Here is an 18,882-nt window from a genome sequence, read left to right as displayed (position 1 = left end):
TCCTTTTTCAATATTAAAATGCTCTAAAAGGTTCTTCCCCCGAATCCCCTTTCTGGCGACGTGCATTGCCCACAAAAAAAGCGCCAGTGTCCGGAGCCCTGGCGCGGACGGTGTCCCTAATATCTTCCCTGCTCCGGCAGGGTTCATGACAACCGCCACTGCTTTTCGAATACGCATGCCCTTGCGATCAGGCAAGCCCCTGGCGGCTACTGCAGGAATTCCGCATAGGCGGGAAAGCCGACGGCGCCGTACATGGCGCGGATCTGATCGTAATCCTTGTCCTGCATGGAGCGCAGGAACCGCATGCCCCGGTATTTGGCATTGCCAGGGTGGCGGACGATGGCCTCAATGAGCGCCGGGGCATGGTCCAGCAGGGCCTGCTTGAGACGCAATGTCTGGGCCTTGGGCACATGCGCGCCCACCATGAGCAGATCTCCGGGCAGGTCTCCGCTGCGGGCCAGTACGCGGAATTCGCCAGGCCCGCGGCAAGGGTCCGCATCCCGGAGGCTGCGGAAGCTGCTGTCCGAGGCGGCAAAGGCGGCCACATCCCCCCGCAACAGCGCTTCCCAGGCGGCCTGGGGTGCGGCATGGATGGCCGTCACCTCCCGCAGGGGATCCAGGTTCAGGTCCTTGAGCAATTGCATGGGGGCCAAGTGGCCGGAGGTGGAGCCCACCACGTTGAAGGCAATTTTTTTGCCCTTGAGATCGCGCACGGTTTTGATGTCGCCGTCGGCCAGCACCACCAGTACGCTGAAGTAGTCCGGCCGGGAAAAACCCAGCAGCACCGTGGCCTTGGTGCGCTTGCGCAGCACCACGTATTCCGCCGGGCCGGTGAGGGCCACGTCCATGGTCTTGTCTGCAAAGCCGCGCAAGGCATCGTCGCGCCGGGTCATGGGCACGAACTCCAGGCGGATGCCGGCCAGCGCCTCCAGGGTCTGGGCAAAGCCGCCCCATTCGTCCCGGGCCTGCTCCAGGCCCACCATGTCCGTCACGCCAAACCGCAGGTGCAACGGCTCGACCGTTGCCGGGGACTGCAGGGCTTGGCCTGGGCAGTGCGCCGCCCACCCCAGCACCATCACGCAGCATAACAATACGAGCCGGATCATGCGTTGTCCCCCTGAGGTTCGTCCAATGCGTCCGCCGATTCTGCCACGGGAAGCTCCACAATGAAGGTGCTGCCCTGTCCGGGTTCACTTTCCACCCGGATGCTGCCCCCGTAGTGCTCCACGATCTGCCTGCAGATGGAGAGCCCCAGCCCTGTGCCCACGGCGTCCGGGGTCTGGAGGGTGTCATCCAGGATGAGCCGCTCAAACTTGTCGAAGATGCGCTCGCGGTCGGTTTCGGCAATTCCGGGCCCGGTGTCCTGCACGGCAAAGCATACCCCGCCGGGGGTGGCCGTGGTGCGCAGCCACACCTCGCCGCGGGGGGTGAACTTGAGGGCGTTGGAGAGCAGGTTGATGAGCACCTGTTCCAGCCGGTCCGGGTCTATGTGCAGGGTGGGGAGCCCGGGGGCGGTGTCCACGTGCAGGTCCAGATGGGTCTTTTCCGCCACCTGGCCGGCAACGGCCCGTAAGGCGTGCTGGACGCAGTCGCCGGGATTGATCTCGGCATCGCGCCAGATCATGCGGCCGGCCTCAATGCGGGAGAGGTCCAGATAATCGTTGATGAGCCGGGACAGGCGGTCGCCTTCGGCGTCCATGATGATCAGATTCTGGAGGATGCGCTCGGCCCGGGTCAGGGCATCGCCCTGCAGGCAGGGCAGCACGGACTTTTCGAAATCCTTGCGAATGAGCTTGGAGAAGCCGCGCAGGGAGGTCAGGGGCGTGCGCAATTCGTGAGATACGGCGGCCAGAAACGCCGTCTTGGCCTCGTCCATGCGGCGCAGTCGCTCGTTGACGTGTTGCAACTGGAGGGCCTTTTCCCCCAGGGCCTTGGTGCGCTCCACAATGCGGAATTCCAGCAGCCGGTTCAGCCGGGCAAGTTCTTCCTCCGCGGCTCGCCGGGTGCGGATTTCCTCTTCCAGCGCATCGTTGAGGCTGCGTTGTTCAGTGGTGGCCAGCCGCACACGGCGCTGCAGCTGCCGGTTCCAGCAGAGCACCGCCGCCATCAGCCCCAGCAGCACCAGCAGCACGGCCCCCAGCACCCGCCACGGCATGTCCTGCGTCAGGGAATGGCCGCGCCAGGCCAGCTCAATGGCCTTGCGCTCCAGGAACATGGCCTCGTCCATGCCGCCCGCCAGGGCAGTCAGGACCGCGGCATTCTCCTCCCGAGCCAGCACAGATACCTGCATAATGAGCACGGGATCCCGCAGGCGGGGGAACTCCTCCAGTGCGCCTGTTCTGGCCAGATGCTGCGCGGCGACGGCGGCCGGCGCCAGGAAGGCATGCACCTCGCCCAGGCTGGCCGCGGCCACCAGGGCTTCCGTGGTGGGATAGGCCACCAGCACCGTGCCGAAGGGCACGCGCTCGGCCATGGTGGCTGCCTCGGCCGAGGCGGCCACCACGCCCAGGCGCAGGCCTTCAAGGTCGTTCACGTCCTTGATGCCGGACAATTTTTGGGAGAAAAACAGAAAGACTGGGAGGTTGGCATACGACTTGCCCAGGGCCAGCCCCGGTGGCGCCTGACCGGTGTGGGCGTATTCGAGCACGGCATCGGCCTCGCCCTGACGCAGGGCCTGCAGCGCATCGTACAGCGGCAGCATGGAAATGGAGAGGGACACGCCGCTGCGTCGGCTCCAGGTTTCCCAGAACTCCACAGCCATGCCGTGGGGACGGCCCTGCTGGTCGCGACTGGAAAGAGGCGCCCGGGCGCTTTCCAGCACCACGCGCAATGTTTCGGCAGTTGCCGCCTCCGGGCTGCACCAGACGCATGCCCACGGCAGGACCCACAGCAGGGCCAAAAGCAGGGAAGGACCCCGGCGCAACAGTGACAAGCGATCCGTACGCAAGCAAGCCCCTCAAGCGGTGGATGCCTGACCGCTCGTTGATGAGATGCTTCAGGGAGATAGCAGCACTGTGTCACAGTTGCGTGACAGGGCGGCTCCCCGGGCTTGACAGCCTTGGAGCGCCGCTATAATTGAAAGTAGTTTTCAATTGGGCGGGACATGCTCTCCCGCTTTCACCAAGGAGTCTCGCGTGGAAACCGCCATTGTTCTGCTCATCGTCGCCACGGCGGCTGTGTACGTGTTTCGCAAATTTGCCCGCCCGCTGACGGGCAAGGGCGGAGCCTGCGGCTGCGGCAGCGCCGGCTGCTCGGCGTCGCGCCCGTCGTTCAAGACGTCAGGCAAGCTCGTAGAATTGCGCCCCCGGGACGGCTCGGGCTGCGGCTGCAGCCAGGGGCTGGGCTGCACCTGCGAGGACCCCAAGGACGACACGCCCACGCAGCGTCTGCAGTAACGGAGCTGCCGGGCTTTAGAGCAAGGTATCTTTGAAACGAGTTCTCGGGGGAACACCTTTCTGAAGAAAGGTTCTNAACCTTTTGCAAAAAGGTTTCCCCTCTCGCAAAATCCTTGTTCAAAATAAAAATGCTCTAGCCCGCAGCGGCGCGGCCGGCCAGCTTTTCCAGCACCTCGCCGGCGTGGTAGCTGGAGCGCACCCGCGGGCCGCTCACGGTCTCCAGGCCCAGGTTGTTTCCGAACACTTCGTATTCCTTGAAGATGTCCGGATGCACATAGCGCGTCACGGGCATGTGGCGGCGGCTGGGCGGCAGATACTGGCCAATGGTGACGGCCGTTACGCCGACCCGGGCCAGATCCTCCAGCACGGCGCGCACTTCGGCGTCGGTCTCGCCCAGACCCACCATCATCCCGCTTTTGACCACGAATCCCTGCCCCGCCGCCCGGGCCAGCAGCTCCAGGGACTGCGCATAGGACGCCTGGGGCCGGACGCGGGCATAGCATCCGGGCACGGTTTCCACGTTGTGATTCAGGCAGTCCGGCCGGGCATCCAGTACGGCCTGCAGGGCGGCGGCATCTCCCTGAAAATCCGGGATGAGCACCTCGATGCGCGCCTGGGGCAGGCGCTGGCGCACGGCATGGATGGCTGCGGCAATGTGGCCTGCGCCGCCGTCTGGCAGGTCGTCCCGGGTCACGGAGGTCATGACCACCGTGGCCAGCCCCAGGCGGGCGGCAGCCTCGGCCACGCGGGCCGGCTCATCGGCTTCCAGCGGCGCGGGGGGGCCCTCGCCGATGTTGCAGAAGCGGCAGCCGCGGGTGCACTGGCGGCCCATGAGCAGGAACGTGGCCGTGCCGCAGCCGAAGCATTCAAAGATGTTCGGGCAGCGGGCGGACTGGCAGACCGTGGCCAGACGCAGGTCGTCCAGGAGCTTGCGGGTCTGGCCGAAGTGCTTGTCAGCGGGCAGGGTCACCTTGAGCCAGGGGGGCAGGCGCAAGGGCGTGACGGAGGATTCGGGCATAGTCGTCCAGCAAGTCGGCCACTCCCGGGGAAGCGCCGGTTTGGCCTGCGGCGTTGCGCTCGCGCGCCAGGCTGGTCATGGTCACGCCGGCCAGGCCGCAGGGGATGATGCAATCGAACAGGGACAGATCCGGCCCCACGTTCAGGGCCAGCCCGTGCCAAGTGGTCCATTGCCGCAACGCCAGCCCGATGGAGGCGATCTTGCGATCCTCCACCCACACGCCGGGGCGGCCGTCTGCGCGCCCGGCGGCCACCCCCCGCGTCTGTAACAGGCGGATGACCGTCTCTTCCAGGGTGTGCACCAGCCCGTGCAGGCCGCCGGGCCGTTTGCCCAGCCGCACGAACACGTACGCCACCAGCTGGCCGGGAAAATGACAGGTGACGTCGCCGCCGCGGGAAACGGGCACCACCTCCACACCCCTGGCCGCAAGCGCAGCCGCCGGCATGCGCAGGGACGCCGGCTGCGCCTGACGACCCAGGGTGATCACCGGCGGATGCTCGCAGAGGAGAACGGTTTCCTCAGCGCCGTCGGCCACGGCCTTTCGGCGGGCCTCCTGCAGGGCGAGGGCGGTCCGATACGGGACGAGGCCGAGGTGTTGGACGATCATCGCGGTGCGCCACCGGGGCTGGAGAGTGGGGGGAACGGGCCAGGAGCGCGCCGGATTTGGCGTCTCGCCGGGCCGGGCCTTCCAGGAGGTATTCTATGGCCTCGCCGCCGGCCCGTAAAGGGGCCTTGGCCTGTTCCACCAGCAGCAACAGGCCTTCGCCGGCGCAGGCATAGCGGCCCATGGCGTTCTGGGAGGGCAGGGGAAAGGACGAGGAAACCACCCGCGCCAGTTTTGCCACAGCCTTGGCAGGCAGGGGCGAGGGCTGCCGGCCGGCCAGGAGCATGGACAGGCTGGCCTGACGCTTGGGCAGTTTGGCCAGGGTGGCAAGTTCGTGCAGCCATTCCGGGGCGCCGTCCACATCCATGAGCTGGTGGCACCAGCCCGGGGCGTTACGGCCCAGCAGCGGGCATTCGGCGTGGTGGGTGCAGGGGGCGAGGACGGAAAACCCGTCGTCCAGCAGCGATTCGCGGGCCAGCCCCATGAGGGTGCCGCCCAGGCGGGTGCCGGGCTCCACCAGCAGCAGCCGGCCGCGGGATTCGTCCAGGCGGCGGGTGAGGGGATCGAGCAGCCGGGCCACGCGCTCGGCCAGGGTCTCCTCGCCGTGACTGCTGCCCACGGCTTCGTTGATCACGTTGGCCGCGGTCACCAGTCGGAAGGGGCCGTGCCCTTGCAGCACCTGCGGCAGGCCGCGTTGCAGGCTTTCGCCCACGAGCTGGATATCCCAGGGGCTGTTGCCGCCGGTGAGTTTGTCGAAAAGCTCGCGGCCGGTCTGCATGACCTTGCGGGCACGATCCAGACAGATCCAGCGCAGCTTCTTTTCCCGCAGATCCGGGCGGACCATCCACAGCGCCTGCGTCAGCGCCAGGGGGCCTGCGCCCACGTCCAGCAGGACGTCGCCATCCTCCAGATCCTCCAAGGCCCAGGCCATGCCGGTCAGCAGGCGGCCGAGGCGGAAGAGGTTCCACGGCAGAAAATGCCAGCAGTAGGCCGCATGAAGGCGCGGGGTTTGCAGATAGTCCGGCCGGCGTTCGCCGCGCTCGCTGGTGAGCAGCATGGAGAGCTCGACCACGGCCACGGGCAGGTCGCGGCGGTGTCTGGGGGTAAGGGGCAGCACTGCACCCAGGTGCATGAGGTACTTGTCCAGCAACTGGCGGGCCTCGCCGGGCAGGGGAGGCAGCAGGGTGCGGCCGGGGCCGAAGGCAGGGAAATCAGCGGTGACGGAAGACATGGCGGAAGGTCATCCTTTCCAGAAATAGCTGTTGAAATGTCGGGAGCTCCGCCAGATTGCGCACCTGGATGCGCGCTGACGCCGCCTGGATCCACTCCCTGGCGGCTGCATCTTCGCACAAGAGGGCCGCGCCTTCCAGGGAAGAATTGCCCACAGCCTGCACCACCCCGGGCCGCTGCATCACGGTGGCCGGCAGCCAGCCCGTGCCTTCCAGCACGCCGGGTTCCAGGTGTCGGCCCAGGGCGCCGGCCAGGCAGACGGCGGCCAGATCGGCCCAGGTCAGGCCGGCATCCTGCAACAGCACCGTGGTGGCGGCGTTGCAGGCGGCCTTGACCTTGAGAAGCTGTTCGATGTCCGTGGCCGTGAGACGGACACTGCCGAATTCATCCAGACAGAAGACGGGCTCCCCGCGCAGGACGCAGACATCCTCCAGAAGTCGTTCGGCCAGGGGGTGACGGGCATCCTTGGCAAAGTGCCCGTCCTCGGTGAGCACACCTGTCTGCAGCAGCACATGGACCAGCCCCAGGGCCCCGGTGCCGGAGAGCGCCTCGGGATGCTCCAGGGCGCGGCCCTGCCAGTCCAACCAGCGCAGGCCGCGCGGGGTCAGACGCACGGCCGTGGCCACGTCGGGACCAGCCAGACGGCCGCAGGAGAGCCCCACGCCCTCCAGGGCCGGCCCCATGGCCACGCTGGTGGCCAGGAAGTTGTGCTCGTCCAGGGCCAGGATGCATTCCCCGTTGGTGCCGAGATCCATCAACAAAAACGGGAAGGCCGTGCGCCGGATCCGCACCAGCCAGGCCAGGCCGGCGGTGAGGTCCGCCCCCAGGAACGGGCCGGCCAGGGGCGGGATGTACACCGGCGGCAGGCCGGGCAGGCGCTCCTCGCAGCCGCCGGGATGCTCCAGCCGGTAGGGCGCGGCGGCCAGGCCGGCGGTGTCCCGGCCCAGGAGCAGGGAGGTCATGACGGTGTTGCCGGCCACGCAGGCGCGGTCGGGGGCCAGACCGCGCAGCGCGGCTTCCCGGATCAGGGCCTGCAGGAACTCCCGCGGCAGGTGGCGCAGCCGGGCGGCGCAGCGGGAGTCGGCAGCGCAGGCCAGGCGGCTCATCACCTCCGCCCCCATGACCCCCTGGGGATTGAGGCTGCGGCCGTGCGCCAGCACGCGGCCGTCGGTCACCAGCCGCCAGTCCAGGGTGGTGGTGCCCAGATCCAGGGCCAGACAGCAGGGGACGGGTTCGGACGCTGCCGGGGAGACGTTCCAGACGGCTTCGCCCACATCCAGGGCCTTGGGGATGTCCAGATCGCGGATCGAGGCTGGCGAATCGGGATGCCGGCAGGCCAGTCGCCAGCCGTCGGCGAGTTCCTTGTCGGAAAAGACCTGCGTTTCCGCCGGCACGGGGGCAGGGGGATTGGTGCGAAACCGCACCCGGCAGCGGCCGCAGCGGCCCAGGCCGTTGCACAGGGAGCGCGGCGGGCCGTCCTCCTGATGGAAGAGCCGGGCCAGCAGGGTGTCTTGGCGGATGGCCATGGGGTCCATGGGGTCCATGAGATCAGGCCCGCCTCAGGCCCACAGGGCCAGCACGGCGGCGCCCGCGCTCATGCAGGCGGCGCCGATGAGGCGCTGGCGGATTTTGTCTTCCCGGAAGAGCATGCCCCCCAGGATTACGCCCACCAGGCCGTTCAGGCGCTTGATGGCCACCATGTAGGCGGCGTCTGTCAGCATGATGGCCCAGTAATGGGAAAGGATGTGCACCACCCAGAGGCTGGCGACGAGTATCCCCGGCTTGGCGCGGGCCGCCATCCTGGCCAAGCCGCCGGGCCGCCGGACGGCGATGATGCTCAGCACCACCAGATGATTGACCGTGAAGAACATGGCCGCGGACCACAATACCGAGGACTTGAGGGCCAGATCCTTGCCCTGCACCGCGGAGAGCCCAAAGAGCACGGCCGCGCCCAGCATGTGCCGCGCGCCTTTTTCCCGCAGGATGGCCCGGAACGGCCCCAGGACGCCGCCGCCCTGCAGGGCATCCACGTTGAGCACGTAACTGCCCATGACAATCAGGATGATGCCGGAGAGCCCCACCCAGGAGGGCGCTTCGTTCAGCATGAGCCATGCCGGCAGCAGCATCACCAGGGGCGTGAAGGCCTGCAGGGGCATGGTGAGGGACAGGGGGGATTCCTTGACTGCGGCAAACACCCACAGGCTGGCCAGCACGTTCACCGGCACCAGCACGGCGAACTGCAGCCAGAAACCGGGCTTGATTTCCGGCACCTCCACCAGCACCAGCCCCAGCAGCAGCACGGGCAGGCTCCACAGCAGCTGCACGCCGAGCATCTCCAGGGTGTCCAGGTCGCCATACCAGCGCTTGGCCAGTGCGACCTCCGATGCAGAACTGACCGCCGTGGCCAAGGCAAGAAAAAACCAGAGCATCGGCGCACCATACGCGCACGGCATGCCGCGTCAAGAGGGCTGCAGGGCGCTGCATCACCCGCGCAGAATCTCGATGCGTGTGGTGGCCCGGCGGGAGCGGGGCAGGTGCAGATCCACCACGCCGTTGTGTACCGTGGCCCTGATGCGTTCGCGGTCCACGTCGTCGGAAATGGTGAAGGCCGCGCGATACTCGCCGCCGCCGAACTCCAGGTGGGCCAGGGTCTTGGCGCCGCGCATGGCCGTGTCCAGGTCGAAGCGGGTCCGGGCCAGCACGGTCAGTTCGCTGCCTTCCAGGGCAATGCGCAGGCTGTGCTTGTCCATGCCGGGCATGTCCAGAAACAGGTGAAAGCCGTCTTCCAATTCGATGATGTCCGTTTCCGGCACCAGGCAATGGAGTTCCCGGGAGGGGGCGTCGTTGCAGGGGCAGTGGGCGGGCATGCCGGGCGGGGTGGTGCTGGCGGCCATGGCGGGCGCTCCTGGGCGGGTTATGGCGTGGCGATGGCGATGGTGCGCGGGGCGCTGGGGGCGGCTTTGGGCAGGACGATGGCCAGGATGCCATCCTTGAGGGTGGCCCTGATGGCGTCCTGGTCGATGGGGGCGTTGATGGTCGCCACCCGCTGGAAGGGGCCGCTGGGCCGTTCCTGGCGGTAGTAGCGTCCCTGCACGGGCTTGCGCTCGCCCTTGATGGTCAGGGTGTCGCCGGCCAGAATCAGCTCCACATCCTCAATGTTCACGCCGGGCAGCCGGCAGTGCATGTAAATGGCGGTCTCGTCGTGGCTGACATTGAGCAGGGGGAACACAGGCTGGGCAGGCCAGCCGCCAGCCAGGGGCCAGCGCCTGTCGAAGAGCCGCTCCAGTTGCGGGCGGCCGGCGAAGAACGGGCTGAAGTCGATGACCATGGGCAATGCTCCGGTGCAGTCCGTTGGCAAAATCAGTGTACGCTGCGGGGCGCAATCGATGTTCATAGTAACAACGCCGGCGTGGCAGTCAATGGGGAATGACGCATGGCGCGTCGCCGGGCGTAGCAGAAAAGTCTCCCAAATTTCATAGGCACATGGTTTACATGGGCCATGGAAACACGATAGGGTGCTGAGTGAAGTCTGCAGTGTGCATCGATGAACCGTGGAATAGGATCGCAATGAATCAAGACGCCGTGTGCCGTTGGGGGAATGATGGCTGATGCAATGGCTGCGCTGCTGGAGCGCATTCGCACCGAGGCCGTGGACAAGGGCCGCAGCGAGGCCGATGCCCTGGTGCAGACCGCCAGAGACCAGGCCAGGGCCATTCGCGCCCAGGCCCAGGAAGAGGCCGAAGCCTTGCGCCAGGCCGCCAGGGAAGACGCCGAGCGCTGGCGTCGGCAGTCTGAAAAGACGTTGCGCCATGCGGCGCGGGATCTGTTGCTGACGCTGCGGGCCTCCATCCAGGAACTGTTTGTCGCCGTGGTGGAGGAGGAGGTGGACAGGACGCTGGATCGCGACGTCCTGGTGCGCATGCTGGAGCGGGTGGCGGGGTCTTGCGCTGGCTCGCCCCGGGAACACGATCTGGAAATCATCCTCTCACCCAAGGACAAAGAGGCCCTGGCCGGCTTCTTTTTGCGCAAGTTCCGCGAGGAGCTGATGCAGGGCGTGGAGATCCGCGCCGATGCAGACATCCTCAAAGGCTTTCGCCTGGGAGCCCGCGAGGGGCACATGTACATCGATTTCACCAGCCAGGCCATCGCCGAAAGTCTGGCGTTGCTGGTGCGGCCGGTTCTGGCCGAGCATCTGGCCGCGGCGGCTCAGGAAATCGGCACGGAAACTTCCGGGGGGGAGTCATAGTGGCAGCGTATTATTATTTGGTGTCCAGCCTGCCTACCATCAGCCTGCGGGAGCCGGGGGGCGTGCCGCCGCTGGGGCAGGACGAGTTCATCGGCGCGTGCCTGGCGCATGTGCCGGAAGAACTGCTGCTGGACTTGCAGGCCGTGCTTGAAGGCGCGCTGGAGGAAGCCAGCCACCCCGCAGCCAGGGCGTATGCGAATTTCGAGGTCCAGTTGTCCAATGCCGTGCAGCGCCGGCGGGCTGGTCTGCGTCCGGTGGATTCGCCCCTTGCGCTGCAGGAGCACGAGGGCTGGTCCGTGGCGTTGGAGCATGCCGTGGAGCAGGCCTTCACCGCGCCGGATCCGCTGGCCCGGGAAGTGGCCCTGGACAGGATCCGCGAACAGTTTCTGGACGAGCTCGCCACCACCAGTCCCTTTGGTGAGGCGTTTCTCATTGCGTATGCCGGCCGGCTGCGCCTGGCCCTGCGCTGGGCCCAGTGGAACGCGAACGAGGGCCGGCGCAGGCTGGAAACCCTGGGTCGCCTGGGGCTGGACGCGCTGGGGCGTCAGGCGGGACAAGACGCACACATGCGTCAGGCGGGACATCTGCGTGTGTACGCAGTCCGAGGACAAGACGCCTTTGGGCGTCAGGCAGGACAAGACGCCGCCAGACAGGAATCCCTCCTCCACTAGCCCGTGCTGGTGCAGAAGGCGCAATCCCCGCAGGCAGGACAACACATTCATGCAGCATTCAGAAAATATCGGCCGCATCGTGGGCGTGGGCGGCAACCTCGTTACCGTGGAGTTCGATCTGCCCGTGGTGCAGAACGAAGTGGCCTACGTGCGGCTGGAAGAGCAGGGCCGCCACGTGGGCCTGAAAGCGGAAGTCATCCGCGTGCGCGGCCGCTATGCCGACGTGCAGGTCTTCGAGGCCACCCACGGCCTGTGCGTGGGGGATAAGGTCATCTTTACCGGGGAATTGCTCTCGGTGGAGCTGGGGCCGGGCCTCCTGGGGCAGGTCTTCGACGGCCTGCAGAACCCCCTGGACGCCATTGCCGCGGAGCACGGCTTCTTCCTGGCCCGCGGCAGCTACTATCGCCCCCTGGACGCGCAGCGTCGCTGGGACTTCACCCCCTGCACCCGGCCCGGCGAACGCCTGCGGGCCGGCATGCCCGTGGGCCACGTGCCCGAGGCCATCTTCCGCCATGCAATCATGGTCCCGTACGGGCTCAAGGGCTGGGGCACGGTGGTGTCCCTGGCCGAGGCAGGCCCCTGCACCATTGATGATGTGGTGGCCGTGGTCCTGGACGAAGACCGCCGCGAGCACGAAATCCGCCTCACTCAGCAGTGGCCGGTGAAGATTCCCGTCACTGCCTATGCCGAACGTCTGCGGCCCACCCAGCCCATGACCACCAAGATCCGCATCATAGACACGTACAACCCCGTGGCCCTGGGCGGCGTGTATTGCATTCCCGGCCCCTTCGGCGCGGGCAAGACCGTGCTGCAGCAGATCACCTCCCGTCATGCCGACGTGGATGTGGTGGTGGTGGCTGCCTGCGGCGAGCGCGCCGGCGAGGTGGTGGAGACCATCCGCACCTTTCCCGAACTGGAAGACCCCCGCACCGGCCGTTCCCTCATGGAGCGGACCATCATCATCTGCAACACCTCCTCCATGCCCGTGGCCTCGCGGGAAGCCAGCGTCTACACCGCCGTGACCATGGCCGAACACTACCGGCAAATGGGGCTGAAGGTGCTGCTGCTGGCGGATTCCACCTCCCGCTGGGCCCAGGCCCTGCGCGAGATGAGCGGCCGGCTGGAGGAGATTCCCGGGGAGGAGGCCTTCCCGGCGTATCTGGAATCCGTGGTGGCTGCGTTCTACGAGCGCGGCGGCGTGGTGCGCCTGCATACCGGGGAGACGGGATCCGTGACCATCGGCGGCACCGTGAGCCCGGCCGGCGGCAACTTCGAAGAGCCCGTCACCCAGGCCACCCTGAAGGTGGTGGGCGCGTTCCTGGGCCTCTCCCGCGCCCGGTCCGACGCCCGGCGCTATCCGGCCATCGATCCCCTGGGCTCCTGGAGCCATTACGACGGCGTGGTTGATGTCGCCCAGGTGGCCGCCGCGCGTCAGTTGCTGACCCAGGGCTTCGAGGTGAAGCAGATGATGCAGGTGGTGGGGGACGAGGGCACGTCTCTGGAGGACTATCTGTTGTATCTGAAAGCGGAATTCCTGGACGCCGTGTACCTGCAGCAGGACGCTTACGATCCCGTGGACGGCGCCACCGACGCCGACCGCCAGCGCCGGGTGTTCTCCCTGGTGTCCGGGATCCTGGCCATGGACTTCGCCATGCAGGATAAGGACTCGGCCAAGCGGTTCTTTTTGTCCCTGACCCAGACGTTTCTGGACTTCAACCGCGTCCCCATGGATGACCCCGGATTCGAGCAGGCGGAACGGGCCATCCGCACCCGATGCCAGGAGGCGGCCAGGGATGCATAGAATCTTCCACCGCATTGAGCAGATTGCCGGCAACGTCATCATGGTCCAGGCCGATGGCGTGGCCTACGGCGAACTGGCCGAGGTCTCCTCGCCCAAGAATTCCTCCCTGGCCCAGGTGATCCGCCTGGAACGCGGCCGCGTGTACCTGCAGGTGTTCGGCGGCGGCCGGGGGGTGGCCACCAACGCCAAAATTCGCTTTCTGGGCCATGGCGTGCGCATGCACTTTTCCGAAAGCCTGCTGGGCCGCATCTTCACCGGCGGCGGCCTGCCGCGAGACAAAGGCCCGGCCCTGGCGGACGCCCTCATCGAGGTGACCGGCCCGCCGGTCAATCCCGTCAAGCGCGTGGTGCCCTCGCGCATGGTGCGCACCGGCATTCCGATGATCGACATCTTCAACACCCTGGTGGAGTCGCAAAAGCTGCCCATCTTCTCCTCGGCCGGGGAGCCGTACAACCCGCTGCTGGCGCGCATTGCCATGCAGGCGGAGGTGGATGTCATCGTCCTGGCCGGCATGGGCCTCAAGCATGATGACTATCTCTTCTTCCGCGATATACTGGAGGAACACGGCGCGCTGTCCCGGGCCGTGCTCTTCATCCATACCGCGGCAGACCCCACCGTGGAATGCCTGCTCGCCCCGGACATCGCCCTGGCTGTGGCCGAGGCCTTTGCCCTCCAGGGCCGGCGCGTGCTCTGCCTGCTGACGGACATGACCAACTTCTGCGATGCCCTCAAGGAAATCGCCAACACCATGGAGCAGATCCCCTCCACCCGCGGCTATCCGGGCGATCTGTATTCCCAGCTGGCCTCGCGCTACGAAAAGGCCGTGGACTTCCACGGCGCCGGCTCCATGACCGTGCTCGCCGTGACCACCATGCCCGGGGACGACGTCACCCATCCCGTGCCGGACAACACCGGCTACATCACCGAGGGCCAGTTCTACCTGAAGGACGGACGCATTGAACCCTTCGGCTCCCTCTCGCGGCTCAAGCAGCTGGTCAACGACAAGACCCGCAAGGACCACCGCACGGTGATGAACGTGATGATCCAGCTGTACGCCGAGGCCCGGGAGGCCAAGGAAAAACAGGCCATGGGCTTCCGCATGAATGCCTGGGACCGCAAATTGCTCACCTATGCGGCGCTGTTTGAGGCGGAAATGATGGATTTGTCCGTCAATCTGCCCCTGGAAGCCGCCCTGGACCGCGGCTGGAGCATCCTGGCCCGCAGTTTCGAGCGGCGGGAAACGGCCATCCCCTCGGCCCTGGTCGAAGAATTCTGGCCGGCCTGACGGACGGCCGCTGAGGAAGGGCAGGCATGGCCGCAATCAAGTTCACCAAGCAAGAACTCAAGGCCCAGCGCGATGCACTGGCCCGTTTCACGCGGTTTCTGCCCACCCTCATCCTCAAAAAGCAGCAGTTGCAGGCGGAGATCCGGCGGCTCTCCCTGGCCTTGGTGGAAAAACGCAAGGCCCTGGCCGCGGTGGAGGAGGGCGCAGCGAACTGGCTGGCCCTGTTCGCGGAACCCTTCGACATGATTCCCTACATGCGCGTGGAGTCCCTGCAGGTGCGCCAGGCCAATGTGGCCGGCGTGAGTGTGGAAGTGCTGGACGAGGTGGCCTTCATCCAGACCCTGCCGCCCTTGGCTCCCCTGGCCGCCTCGCCCCTGTGGGTGGATCAGGGCCTGGAGACGGCCCGCAGGCTGGCCGTGCTGCAGCTGGAGATCCATTTTCTGCACCGCCAGCGCCAAGCCGTGGCCGAAGAGCTGCGCACCACCTCCCAGCGGGTCAACCTGTTCGAAAAGGTGAAGATTCCCGAAGCAAAAGAGCATATCCGCCGCATCAAGATCGCCCTGGGAGACCTGGAAACCGCGGCCGTGGTCCGGGCCAAAATGGCCAAGGGCCGTCAGAAGGAACGCCGGAGGAGCACGTCGTGATCGTCCCCATGCACCGCCTGGAACTGCTGTGTCCCGCCGCGGACCGCGACACCACCCTGGCCGCCCTGGGCGCGCTGGGCGTGGTGCATCTGGCCGCCGTGACCCAGGCGCAGACGCAGGCCGCCGATGCCGACGGCGATGCCCTGGCCGCCCGTCTGGCCAGGGTGCGCAGCGTGCTGGACCGGTTGCCGGCGGCATCGTCCCAGGACGGCGACAGCCCCGCCGTGCTGGCTCCGGACGTCCTGCTGGAGCAGGCCCGTTCCCTGCTGGAAGAGCGTGAGCGTCTGGCCGAGGCCGTGGAAGCCCTGCAGCGCGAGCGCGAGGCCGTGGCGCCCCTGGGCCGCTACGCCACGGAGGATCTGGCCGCCCTGCGCGCCGCCGGCGTGGTGTTGACCCTGTACCGATTTCCGAACGGCGCGCGCCTGCCCGCCGTGGCCGACGCCGTATGGCAGGATGTGGAGTCCGCGGCAAACGGCGACGGCTCCCTGCACGTGCTGGTGGGACTTGCGCCGCCGCCGGAACTGGACGTGCCCCCCGCGCCCTGGCCCTCCCGCGCCCTGGCCGAGGTGGAACGTCTGCTGGCGCAGAAACTCGCCCGGCTGGAGGCGGTGCATCAATCGTTGGCGCAGATGGCCGCACAGCGAGGCGTGCTGGAACAGTACGCCGCAGACCTGGCCCAAGGCCTGCACTGGATCCAGGCCCGGCAGGGCATGGCCCTGCTGGATGCCGGCACGCCCGTGGCGCATCTGCGGGGGTTTGTGCCCGCGGCCGATGCCGCTGCCGTGGCCAGGGCATGCGCCGACCAGGGCTGGGCCGCCTTCACGGCTCCCGCCGTTGTGTCACCGCACGACGACGCCGAACCCCAGCCGCCCACACTGTTGCGGTATCCATCCTGGCTGGACCCCGTCCGCACCGTCTTCGAGGCCGTGGGCATCCTGCCCGGCTATGCAGAGGCGGACGTGGGCGCGCCGGTGCTGGTGTTCCTGAGTCTGTTCTTTGCCATGCTGGTGGGGGATGCCGGCTACGGCCTGCTTTTCCTGGCGGCGTCCCTCCTGGGCCGGCGGCTGCTGCCGCAGGTGCCGCGGCGCGCCTTCGTGCTGCTGGGGGTGATGAGCACGGCCACGGTGGTCTGGGGCGCACTTACCGGGGTGTGGTTCGGTGCGGCCCGGCTGCCGGGACCATTGGACGGCCTGCGGCTGGACTGGCTGACCGGCGAGTCGGCCAATCGCAATCTCATGGCTTTGTGTTTCCTGCTCGGCGCGGTGCATCTGTCCCTGGCGCATGTCTGGAACGTGCTGCGGCTGTGGCCGTCCCTGCAGGCGCTGGCGCAGGTGGGCTGGCTGGGGGTGGTCTGGACCATGTACTACGGCGCGCGGCTGATGGTGCTGTCCGAGCCGTTCCCGCCGTGGATGCTCTGGGTGCTGGGGGGCTCGGCGTTGCTCATCGTGCTGTTCATGACGCCGCGGGCGCAGCTCAAGGCACAATGGACGAACCACGTGATGCTGCCGCTCAACTTCATCAGCAATTTTGTGGATGTGGTGTCCTACGTGCGTCTGTATGCCGTGGGTGCGGCGTCCCTGGCCATGGCCCAGGCGGTGAATGAGATGGCCCTTGCCGGCGGCGTGTCCGGCCCTGTTTCCGGGCTGCTGGCCGCGGCCATTCTGTTTGTGGGCCACGCCGGCAACATCCTTTTGGCTTGCATGGGCGTGCTGGTGCACGGCGTGCGCCTGAACACCCTGGAATTCGCCAACCATATGGGCCTGACCTGGGCCGGACGGCCGTATGCGCCGTTCACGACGGCGGCGCGGCCGGCCACGGCCGACCCCGCGGCGACGCCCCGTCCCTCGCAGGCAGAAGGAGCATGAATCTATGGATATTCAGATGATGGCGGCCCTGGGCAAGGCCGGCGCAGCCATGGCGTTGGGCCTGGCGGCCGTGGGATCGGCCCTTGGCGCGGGTGCCGCCGGCATGGCTGGCATCGGGGCCTGGAAGAAGTGCTATGCGCAGAACCGGACCGCGCCCTTCATCATCATTGCCTTCATCGGCGCGCCCTTGTCCCAGACCATTTACGGCATGATCCTCATGAACGCCATGAACGGCCTGTGCAATCAGGCGGTGGCCGCGGCCGCTGCCGGGGGGCCGGCCTTCATCGCCTGGCCGTCCATGCTGACGGCCGGGGTGCTGGGCGGGCTGGCCATGGGCATCTCGGCCTGGTTCCAGGGCCGGGCCGGGGCCGCCGGCGCCGATGCCCTGGGCGAAACCGGCAAGGGCTTCGGCAACTATCTGATGACCCTGGGCGTGGTGGAGACGGTGGCGCTCTTTGTCATGGTCTTCATCCAGTCCACTCTGAGCGTGTAGTTTTGAAAAAGGACATTGCGNAGTCTTTGGAAAGGGGGGCGGGGGAAGAACCTTTCTTCAGAAAGGTGTTCCCCCGGGAATTCTTTTCAAAAATGCCGTGTACTTCTCTTACTGGTTCTGGGCTTCCAGTTTTTCTGTCTCCAGTTGAACCAGTTCGGCATTCAGGCTGCTCAGCTGGGTGGTCATGGTCTTTGCCTCTTCCGCCTTGCTGTCATCGGATTCGGCGGCCTGCTCGGCCTGCTGCAGTTTTTCTTCAAGCGCCGTGATTTTCTGTTTGAGCTCCTGGATTTGATCCTCCAGTTCCTCCACGGTGTCGGTGCTGCTGGTGCTGCTGGATTCGCCGGAGCCGCCGCCACCGGCCTGCACGGAACCGCCGTCCGAGGAGGACTCCGAGTCTGTCTGCTCGCCGCTGCTGTCCTCGCTCTCGCCTTGGGAGGCCAGTTCCTTGCCGGCGTCGGAAATGGTCACGGTGTCGCCGCCGGTTCCGGTCGTGGCTCCGGTCGCGGTGGTGCTGTCAGTTTCGAAGAACGACGCGCCGGAGCGCAGCCCCTGCAGGCTGTCCATGCTGCCGGTCTGGGCTGCCTCGGCAAACATGGCCGCAGCGGTGCTGAAGGCCTGCTGCTGGGCGACATCGGTGCTTTCGTTGGCGCTCTGGGTCAGGTTGTCGGCAATGGACTGCACCGTGTTCTTGAACGTGTCCTGATCCGAGGACGCCATCTGCTGCAGGGAGCTCATGAGCTGGCCGAGCTTGGAGACCGACGTCTGATCCGTGTTCTGGCTTGTGCTGTTGGCGGTGTTCAGAACATTTTGGAGGGCGGTGGAACTGGCGGATTGCGTGGCGGTGGTGGTGGCGTACAGGGCAGAGGTGTCGTAGGTCGATGCAACGGACGCGATGGTGGACATGGGCTGTTCCTCGCATGGAGACGTGGGGGATGATGCACACCTCATCGGCGTGTCTGTTGTTCTCTTTACGGAACAGCCATGTAAGAATGGGCAAGGGCAAGGTAAAGTCATGCAAAGATGCACGGCCGTGCTGTTGTGACGCGGCCGTGCTGCATGCAGAGCGGTGTCGTGTTGCTGTTATTGTGGCGGCACGAAGATGGCGTCGGAAAAGCGGATGGATGTCCGGCCGCCGAGTTGGGTTTCGATGGTGTAGGTGAGATACTGCTGGGCAGCGGCGGAACCGGCGCGGCGCTGCACGGCCAGCACGCCGCGACAGGTGCGGGAGAGGCCGTCCGGGGCGGTGCGCAGGGTCTGGATGCCGGCGAGGGTCAGGCCCACGTCGCCGGCCACTTCCGGCCCGTGCCGCTGGGAAATCATGTCCCGGACGATGTGCTGCACGTGGTCCAGCACTTTTGGGTCATCGCACGCGGCCACGGACTGGGCGGCCGCCGTGGTCGGTACGAGGAAGACAAGCAAAGTCAGAAGGATGCGCTTCATTATGGATACCTGTGCATGGAGGATGCATTGCCGGGCGGCAATGGTTTGCGAGAAGGATGATGCGGCCCTCTATCGCGCCGGGCGGCTGGAATCAAGCAGGGGCAGCCGCTCCTGTTGTTGACGCCAGCGCGCAAGGCAGCGTACAGTGGTGTGCTTTCCATCTTCACCCATTTTACCGTAGTGGAACAAA

General features: G+C 66.8%; 20 protein-coding genes. 8 read left to right on the top strand and 12 right to left on the bottom strand.

Annotated elements, in window-relative coordinates:
• From DGI_RS19325 to DGI_RS17495, 3 genes are all read right to left on the bottom strand, one after another.
• Positions 1-195 (bottom strand): hypothetical protein (locus tag DGI_RS19325; RefSeq protein WP_235621135.1); only part of this gene is annotated, 195 nt, incomplete at its 3' end.
• Between the two features lie 11 nt (positions 196-206).
• Positions 207-1,106 (bottom strand): PhnD/SsuA/transferrin family substrate-binding protein, encoded by a 900-nt coding sequence (locus DGI_RS14250; RefSeq protein WP_021761874.1) that lies wholly within the window; start codon positions 1,104-1,106, stop codon positions 207-209.
• Complete coding sequence (locus DGI_RS17495; RefSeq protein WP_081696876.1) at positions 1,103-2,947, bottom strand: ATP-binding protein; 1,845 nt, start codon at positions 2,945-2,947, stop codon at positions 1,103-1,105. The genes DGI_RS14250 and DGI_RS17495 overlap by 4 nt, the downstream gene beginning before the upstream one ends.
• Positions 2,948-3,134: 187 nt before the next feature.
• Here DGI_RS17495 and DGI_RS14240 point away from each other — a divergent pair, with 187 nt between their 5' ends.
• Positions 3,135-3,395, top strand: a complete 261-nt coding sequence (locus DGI_RS14240; protein WP_034607705.1) for a FeoB-associated Cys-rich membrane protein — start codon at positions 3,135-3,137, stop codon at positions 3,393-3,395.
• A gap of 133 nt (positions 3,396-3,528) precedes the next feature.
• On the opposite strand, the gene lipA is transcribed toward DGI_RS14240, so the two are convergent.
• From lipA to DGI_RS14205, 7 genes are read right to left on the bottom strand one after another with little or no spacing between them, the layout of a single operon-like run.
• Positions 3,529-4,413, bottom strand: a complete 885-nt coding sequence (lipA, locus tag DGI_RS14235; protein ID WP_021761869.1) for a lipoyl synthase — start codon at positions 4,411-4,413, stop codon at positions 3,529-3,531.
• On the bottom strand, positions 4,349-5,020 hold the full coding sequence (gene lipB, locus DGI_RS14230) for a lipoyl(octanoyl) transferase LipB (protein WP_021761867.1): 672 nt from the start codon (positions 5,018-5,020) through the stop codon (positions 4,349-4,351). The genes lipA and lipB overlap by 65 nt, the downstream gene beginning before the upstream one ends.
• Positions 4,932-6,248, bottom strand: coding sequence for a small ribosomal subunit Rsm22 family protein (locus tag DGI_RS14225; protein ID WP_021761865.1), 1,317 nt, complete (start codon positions 6,246-6,248; stop codon positions 4,932-4,934). The genes lipB and DGI_RS14225 overlap by 89 nt, the downstream gene beginning before the upstream one ends.
• Positions 6,229-7,791 (bottom strand): ASKHA domain-containing protein, encoded by a 1,563-nt coding sequence (locus DGI_RS14220; protein ID WP_021761864.1) that lies wholly within the window; start codon positions 7,789-7,791, stop codon positions 6,229-6,231. Before DGI_RS14220 ends, DGI_RS14225 begins: the two co-directional genes overlap by 20 nt.
• A gap of 15 nt (positions 7,792-7,806) precedes the next feature.
• A complete protein-coding gene (locus DGI_RS14215; protein ID WP_021761863.1) occupies positions 7,807-8,676 on the bottom strand; it encodes an EamA family transporter in 870 nt (289 codons plus the stop codon).
• A 54-nt stretch (positions 8,677-8,730) separates the two neighbouring features.
• A complete protein-coding gene (locus DGI_RS14210) occupies positions 8,731-9,141 on the bottom strand; it encodes an Hsp20/alpha crystallin family protein (RefSeq protein ID WP_235619952.1) in 411 nt (136 codons plus the stop codon).
• Between the two features lie 20 nt (positions 9,142-9,161).
• Positions 9,162-9,575 carry an Hsp20/alpha crystallin family protein gene (locus DGI_RS14205; RefSeq protein WP_021761861.1) on the bottom strand — a complete coding sequence of 138 codons (414 nt, stop codon included), beginning with the start codon at positions 9,573-9,575 and terminating at the stop codon, positions 9,162-9,164.
• A gap of 285 nt (positions 9,576-9,860) precedes the next feature.
• Between DGI_RS14205 and DGI_RS14200 the strand changes: the two genes are divergently transcribed.
• The 7 genes from DGI_RS14200 to DGI_RS14170 are packed head-to-tail and all read left to right on the top strand — an operon-like array spanning position 9,861 to position 17,252.
• Positions 9,861-10,493: a hypothetical protein gene (locus tag DGI_RS14200; protein WP_027193183.1), complete on the top strand. Its 633-nt coding sequence runs from the start codon at positions 9,861-9,863 to the stop codon at positions 10,491-10,493.
• A complete protein-coding gene (locus DGI_RS14195; protein WP_021761859.1) occupies positions 10,493-11,164 on the top strand; it encodes a hypothetical protein in 672 nt (223 codons plus the stop codon). Before DGI_RS14200 ends, DGI_RS14195 begins: the two co-directional genes overlap by 1 nt.
• A 49-nt stretch (positions 11,165-11,213) precedes the next feature.
• Complete coding sequence (locus DGI_RS14190; protein WP_021761858.1) at positions 11,214-12,965, top strand: V-type ATP synthase subunit A; 1,752 nt, start codon at positions 11,214-11,216, stop codon at positions 12,963-12,965.
• Positions 12,958-14,250 (top strand): V-type ATP synthase subunit B, encoded by a 1,293-nt coding sequence (locus DGI_RS14185; RefSeq protein WP_021761857.1) that lies wholly within the window; start codon positions 12,958-12,960, stop codon positions 14,248-14,250. The genes DGI_RS14190 and DGI_RS14185 overlap by 8 nt, the downstream gene beginning before the upstream one ends.
• Before the next feature lie 26 nt (positions 14,251-14,276).
• On the top strand, positions 14,277-14,894 hold the full coding sequence (locus tag DGI_RS14180) for a V-type ATP synthase subunit D (RefSeq protein ID WP_021761856.1): 618 nt from the start codon (positions 14,277-14,279) through the stop codon (positions 14,892-14,894).
• The gene (locus tag DGI_RS14175; RefSeq protein ID WP_021761855.1) at positions 14,891-16,759 is read left to right on the top strand and encodes a V-type ATP synthase subunit I; all 1,869 of its coding nucleotides are present in this window, start codon (positions 14,891-14,893) and stop codon (positions 16,757-16,759) included. Before DGI_RS14180 ends, DGI_RS14175 begins: the two co-directional genes overlap by 4 nt.
• 4 nt (positions 16,760-16,763) lie before the next feature.
• Positions 16,764-17,252: a putative V-type ATP synthase subunit K gene (locus tag DGI_RS14170; protein WP_021761854.1), complete on the top strand. Its 489-nt coding sequence runs from the start codon at positions 16,764-16,766 to the stop codon at positions 17,250-17,252.
• Between the two features lie 108 nt (positions 17,253-17,360).
• Here DGI_RS14170 and DGI_RS14165 read toward each other — a convergent pair whose 3' ends face one another.
• On the bottom strand, positions 17,361-18,155 hold the full coding sequence (locus DGI_RS14165; protein ID WP_021761853.1) for a hypothetical protein: 795 nt from the start codon (positions 18,153-18,155) through the stop codon (positions 17,361-17,363).
• A gap of 177 nt (positions 18,156-18,332) precedes the next feature.
• Complete coding sequence (locus tag DGI_RS14160; RefSeq protein WP_021761852.1) at positions 18,333-18,692, bottom strand: hypothetical protein; 360 nt, start codon at positions 18,690-18,692, stop codon at positions 18,333-18,335.
• Positions 18,693-18,882: the final 190 nt, after the last annotated feature.

The sequence above is a fragment of the Megalodesulfovibrio gigas DSM 1382 = ATCC 19364 genome, assembly GCF_000468495.1.
Taxonomy (GTDB): domain Bacteria; phylum Desulfobacterota; class Desulfovibrionia; order Desulfovibrionales; family Desulfovibrionaceae; genus Megalodesulfovibrio; species Megalodesulfovibrio gigas.
Note: the sequence above shows the minus strand (reverse complement) of the source record. Positions and strands in the feature narration are given on the sequence as shown.

Excerpts from the sequence above, each read along its gene's own strand:
- DGI_RS14210 (WP_235619952.1), bottom strand. The coding sequence starts at position 9,141 with ATGGCCGCCAGCACCACCCCGCCCGGCATGCCCGCCCACTGCCCCTGC.
- DGI_RS14180 (WP_021761856.1), top strand. The coding sequence starts at position 14,277 with ATGGCCGCAATCAAGTTCACCAAGCAAGAACTCAAGGCCCAGCGCGAT.
- DGI_RS14215 (WP_021761863.1), bottom strand. The coding sequence starts at position 8,676 with ATGCTCTGGTTTTTTCTTGCCTTGGCCACGGCGGTCAGTTCTGCATCG.
- DGI_RS14160 (WP_021761852.1), bottom strand. The coding sequence starts at position 18,692 with ATGAAGCGCATCCTTCTGACTTTGCTTGTCTTCCTCGTACCGACCACG.
- DGI_RS14205 (WP_021761861.1), bottom strand. The coding sequence starts at position 9,575 with ATGGTCATCGACTTCAGCCCGTTCTTCGCCGGCCGCCCGCAACTGGAG.
- DGI_RS14200 (WP_027193183.1), top strand. The coding sequence starts at position 9,861 with ATGGCTGCGCTGCTGGAGCGCATTCGCACCGAGGCCGTGGACAAGGGC.
- lipA (WP_021761869.1), bottom strand. The coding sequence starts at position 4,413 with ATGCCCGAATCCTCCGTCACGCCCTTGCGCCTGCCCCCCTGGCTCAAG.
- DGI_RS14225 (WP_021761865.1), bottom strand. The coding sequence starts at position 6,248 with ATGTCTTCCGTCACCGCTGATTTCCCTGCCTTCGGCCCCGGCCGCACC.
- DGI_RS14220 (WP_021761864.1), bottom strand. The coding sequence starts at position 7,791 with ATGGACCCCATGGACCCCATGGCCATCCGCCAAGACACCCTGCTGGCC.
- DGI_RS14190 (WP_021761858.1), top strand. The coding sequence starts at position 11,214 with ATGCAGCATTCAGAAAATATCGGCCGCATCGTGGGCGTGGGCGGCAAC.
- DGI_RS14185 (WP_021761857.1), top strand. The coding sequence starts at position 12,958 with ATGCATAGAATCTTCCACCGCATTGAGCAGATTGCCGGCAACGTCATC.
- DGI_RS14170 (WP_021761854.1), top strand. The coding sequence starts at position 16,764 with ATGGATATTCAGATGATGGCGGCCCTGGGCAAGGCCGGCGCAGCCATG.
- DGI_RS14165 (WP_021761853.1), bottom strand. The coding sequence starts at position 18,155 with ATGTCCACCATCGCGTCCGTTGCATCGACCTACGACACCTCTGCCCTG.
- lipB (WP_021761867.1), bottom strand. The coding sequence starts at position 5,020 with ATGATCGTCCAACACCTCGGCCTCGTCCCGTATCGGACCGCCCTCGCC.
- DGI_RS14250 (WP_021761874.1), bottom strand. The coding sequence starts at position 1,106 with ATGATCCGGCTCGTATTGTTATGCTGCGTGATGGTGCTGGGGTGGGCG.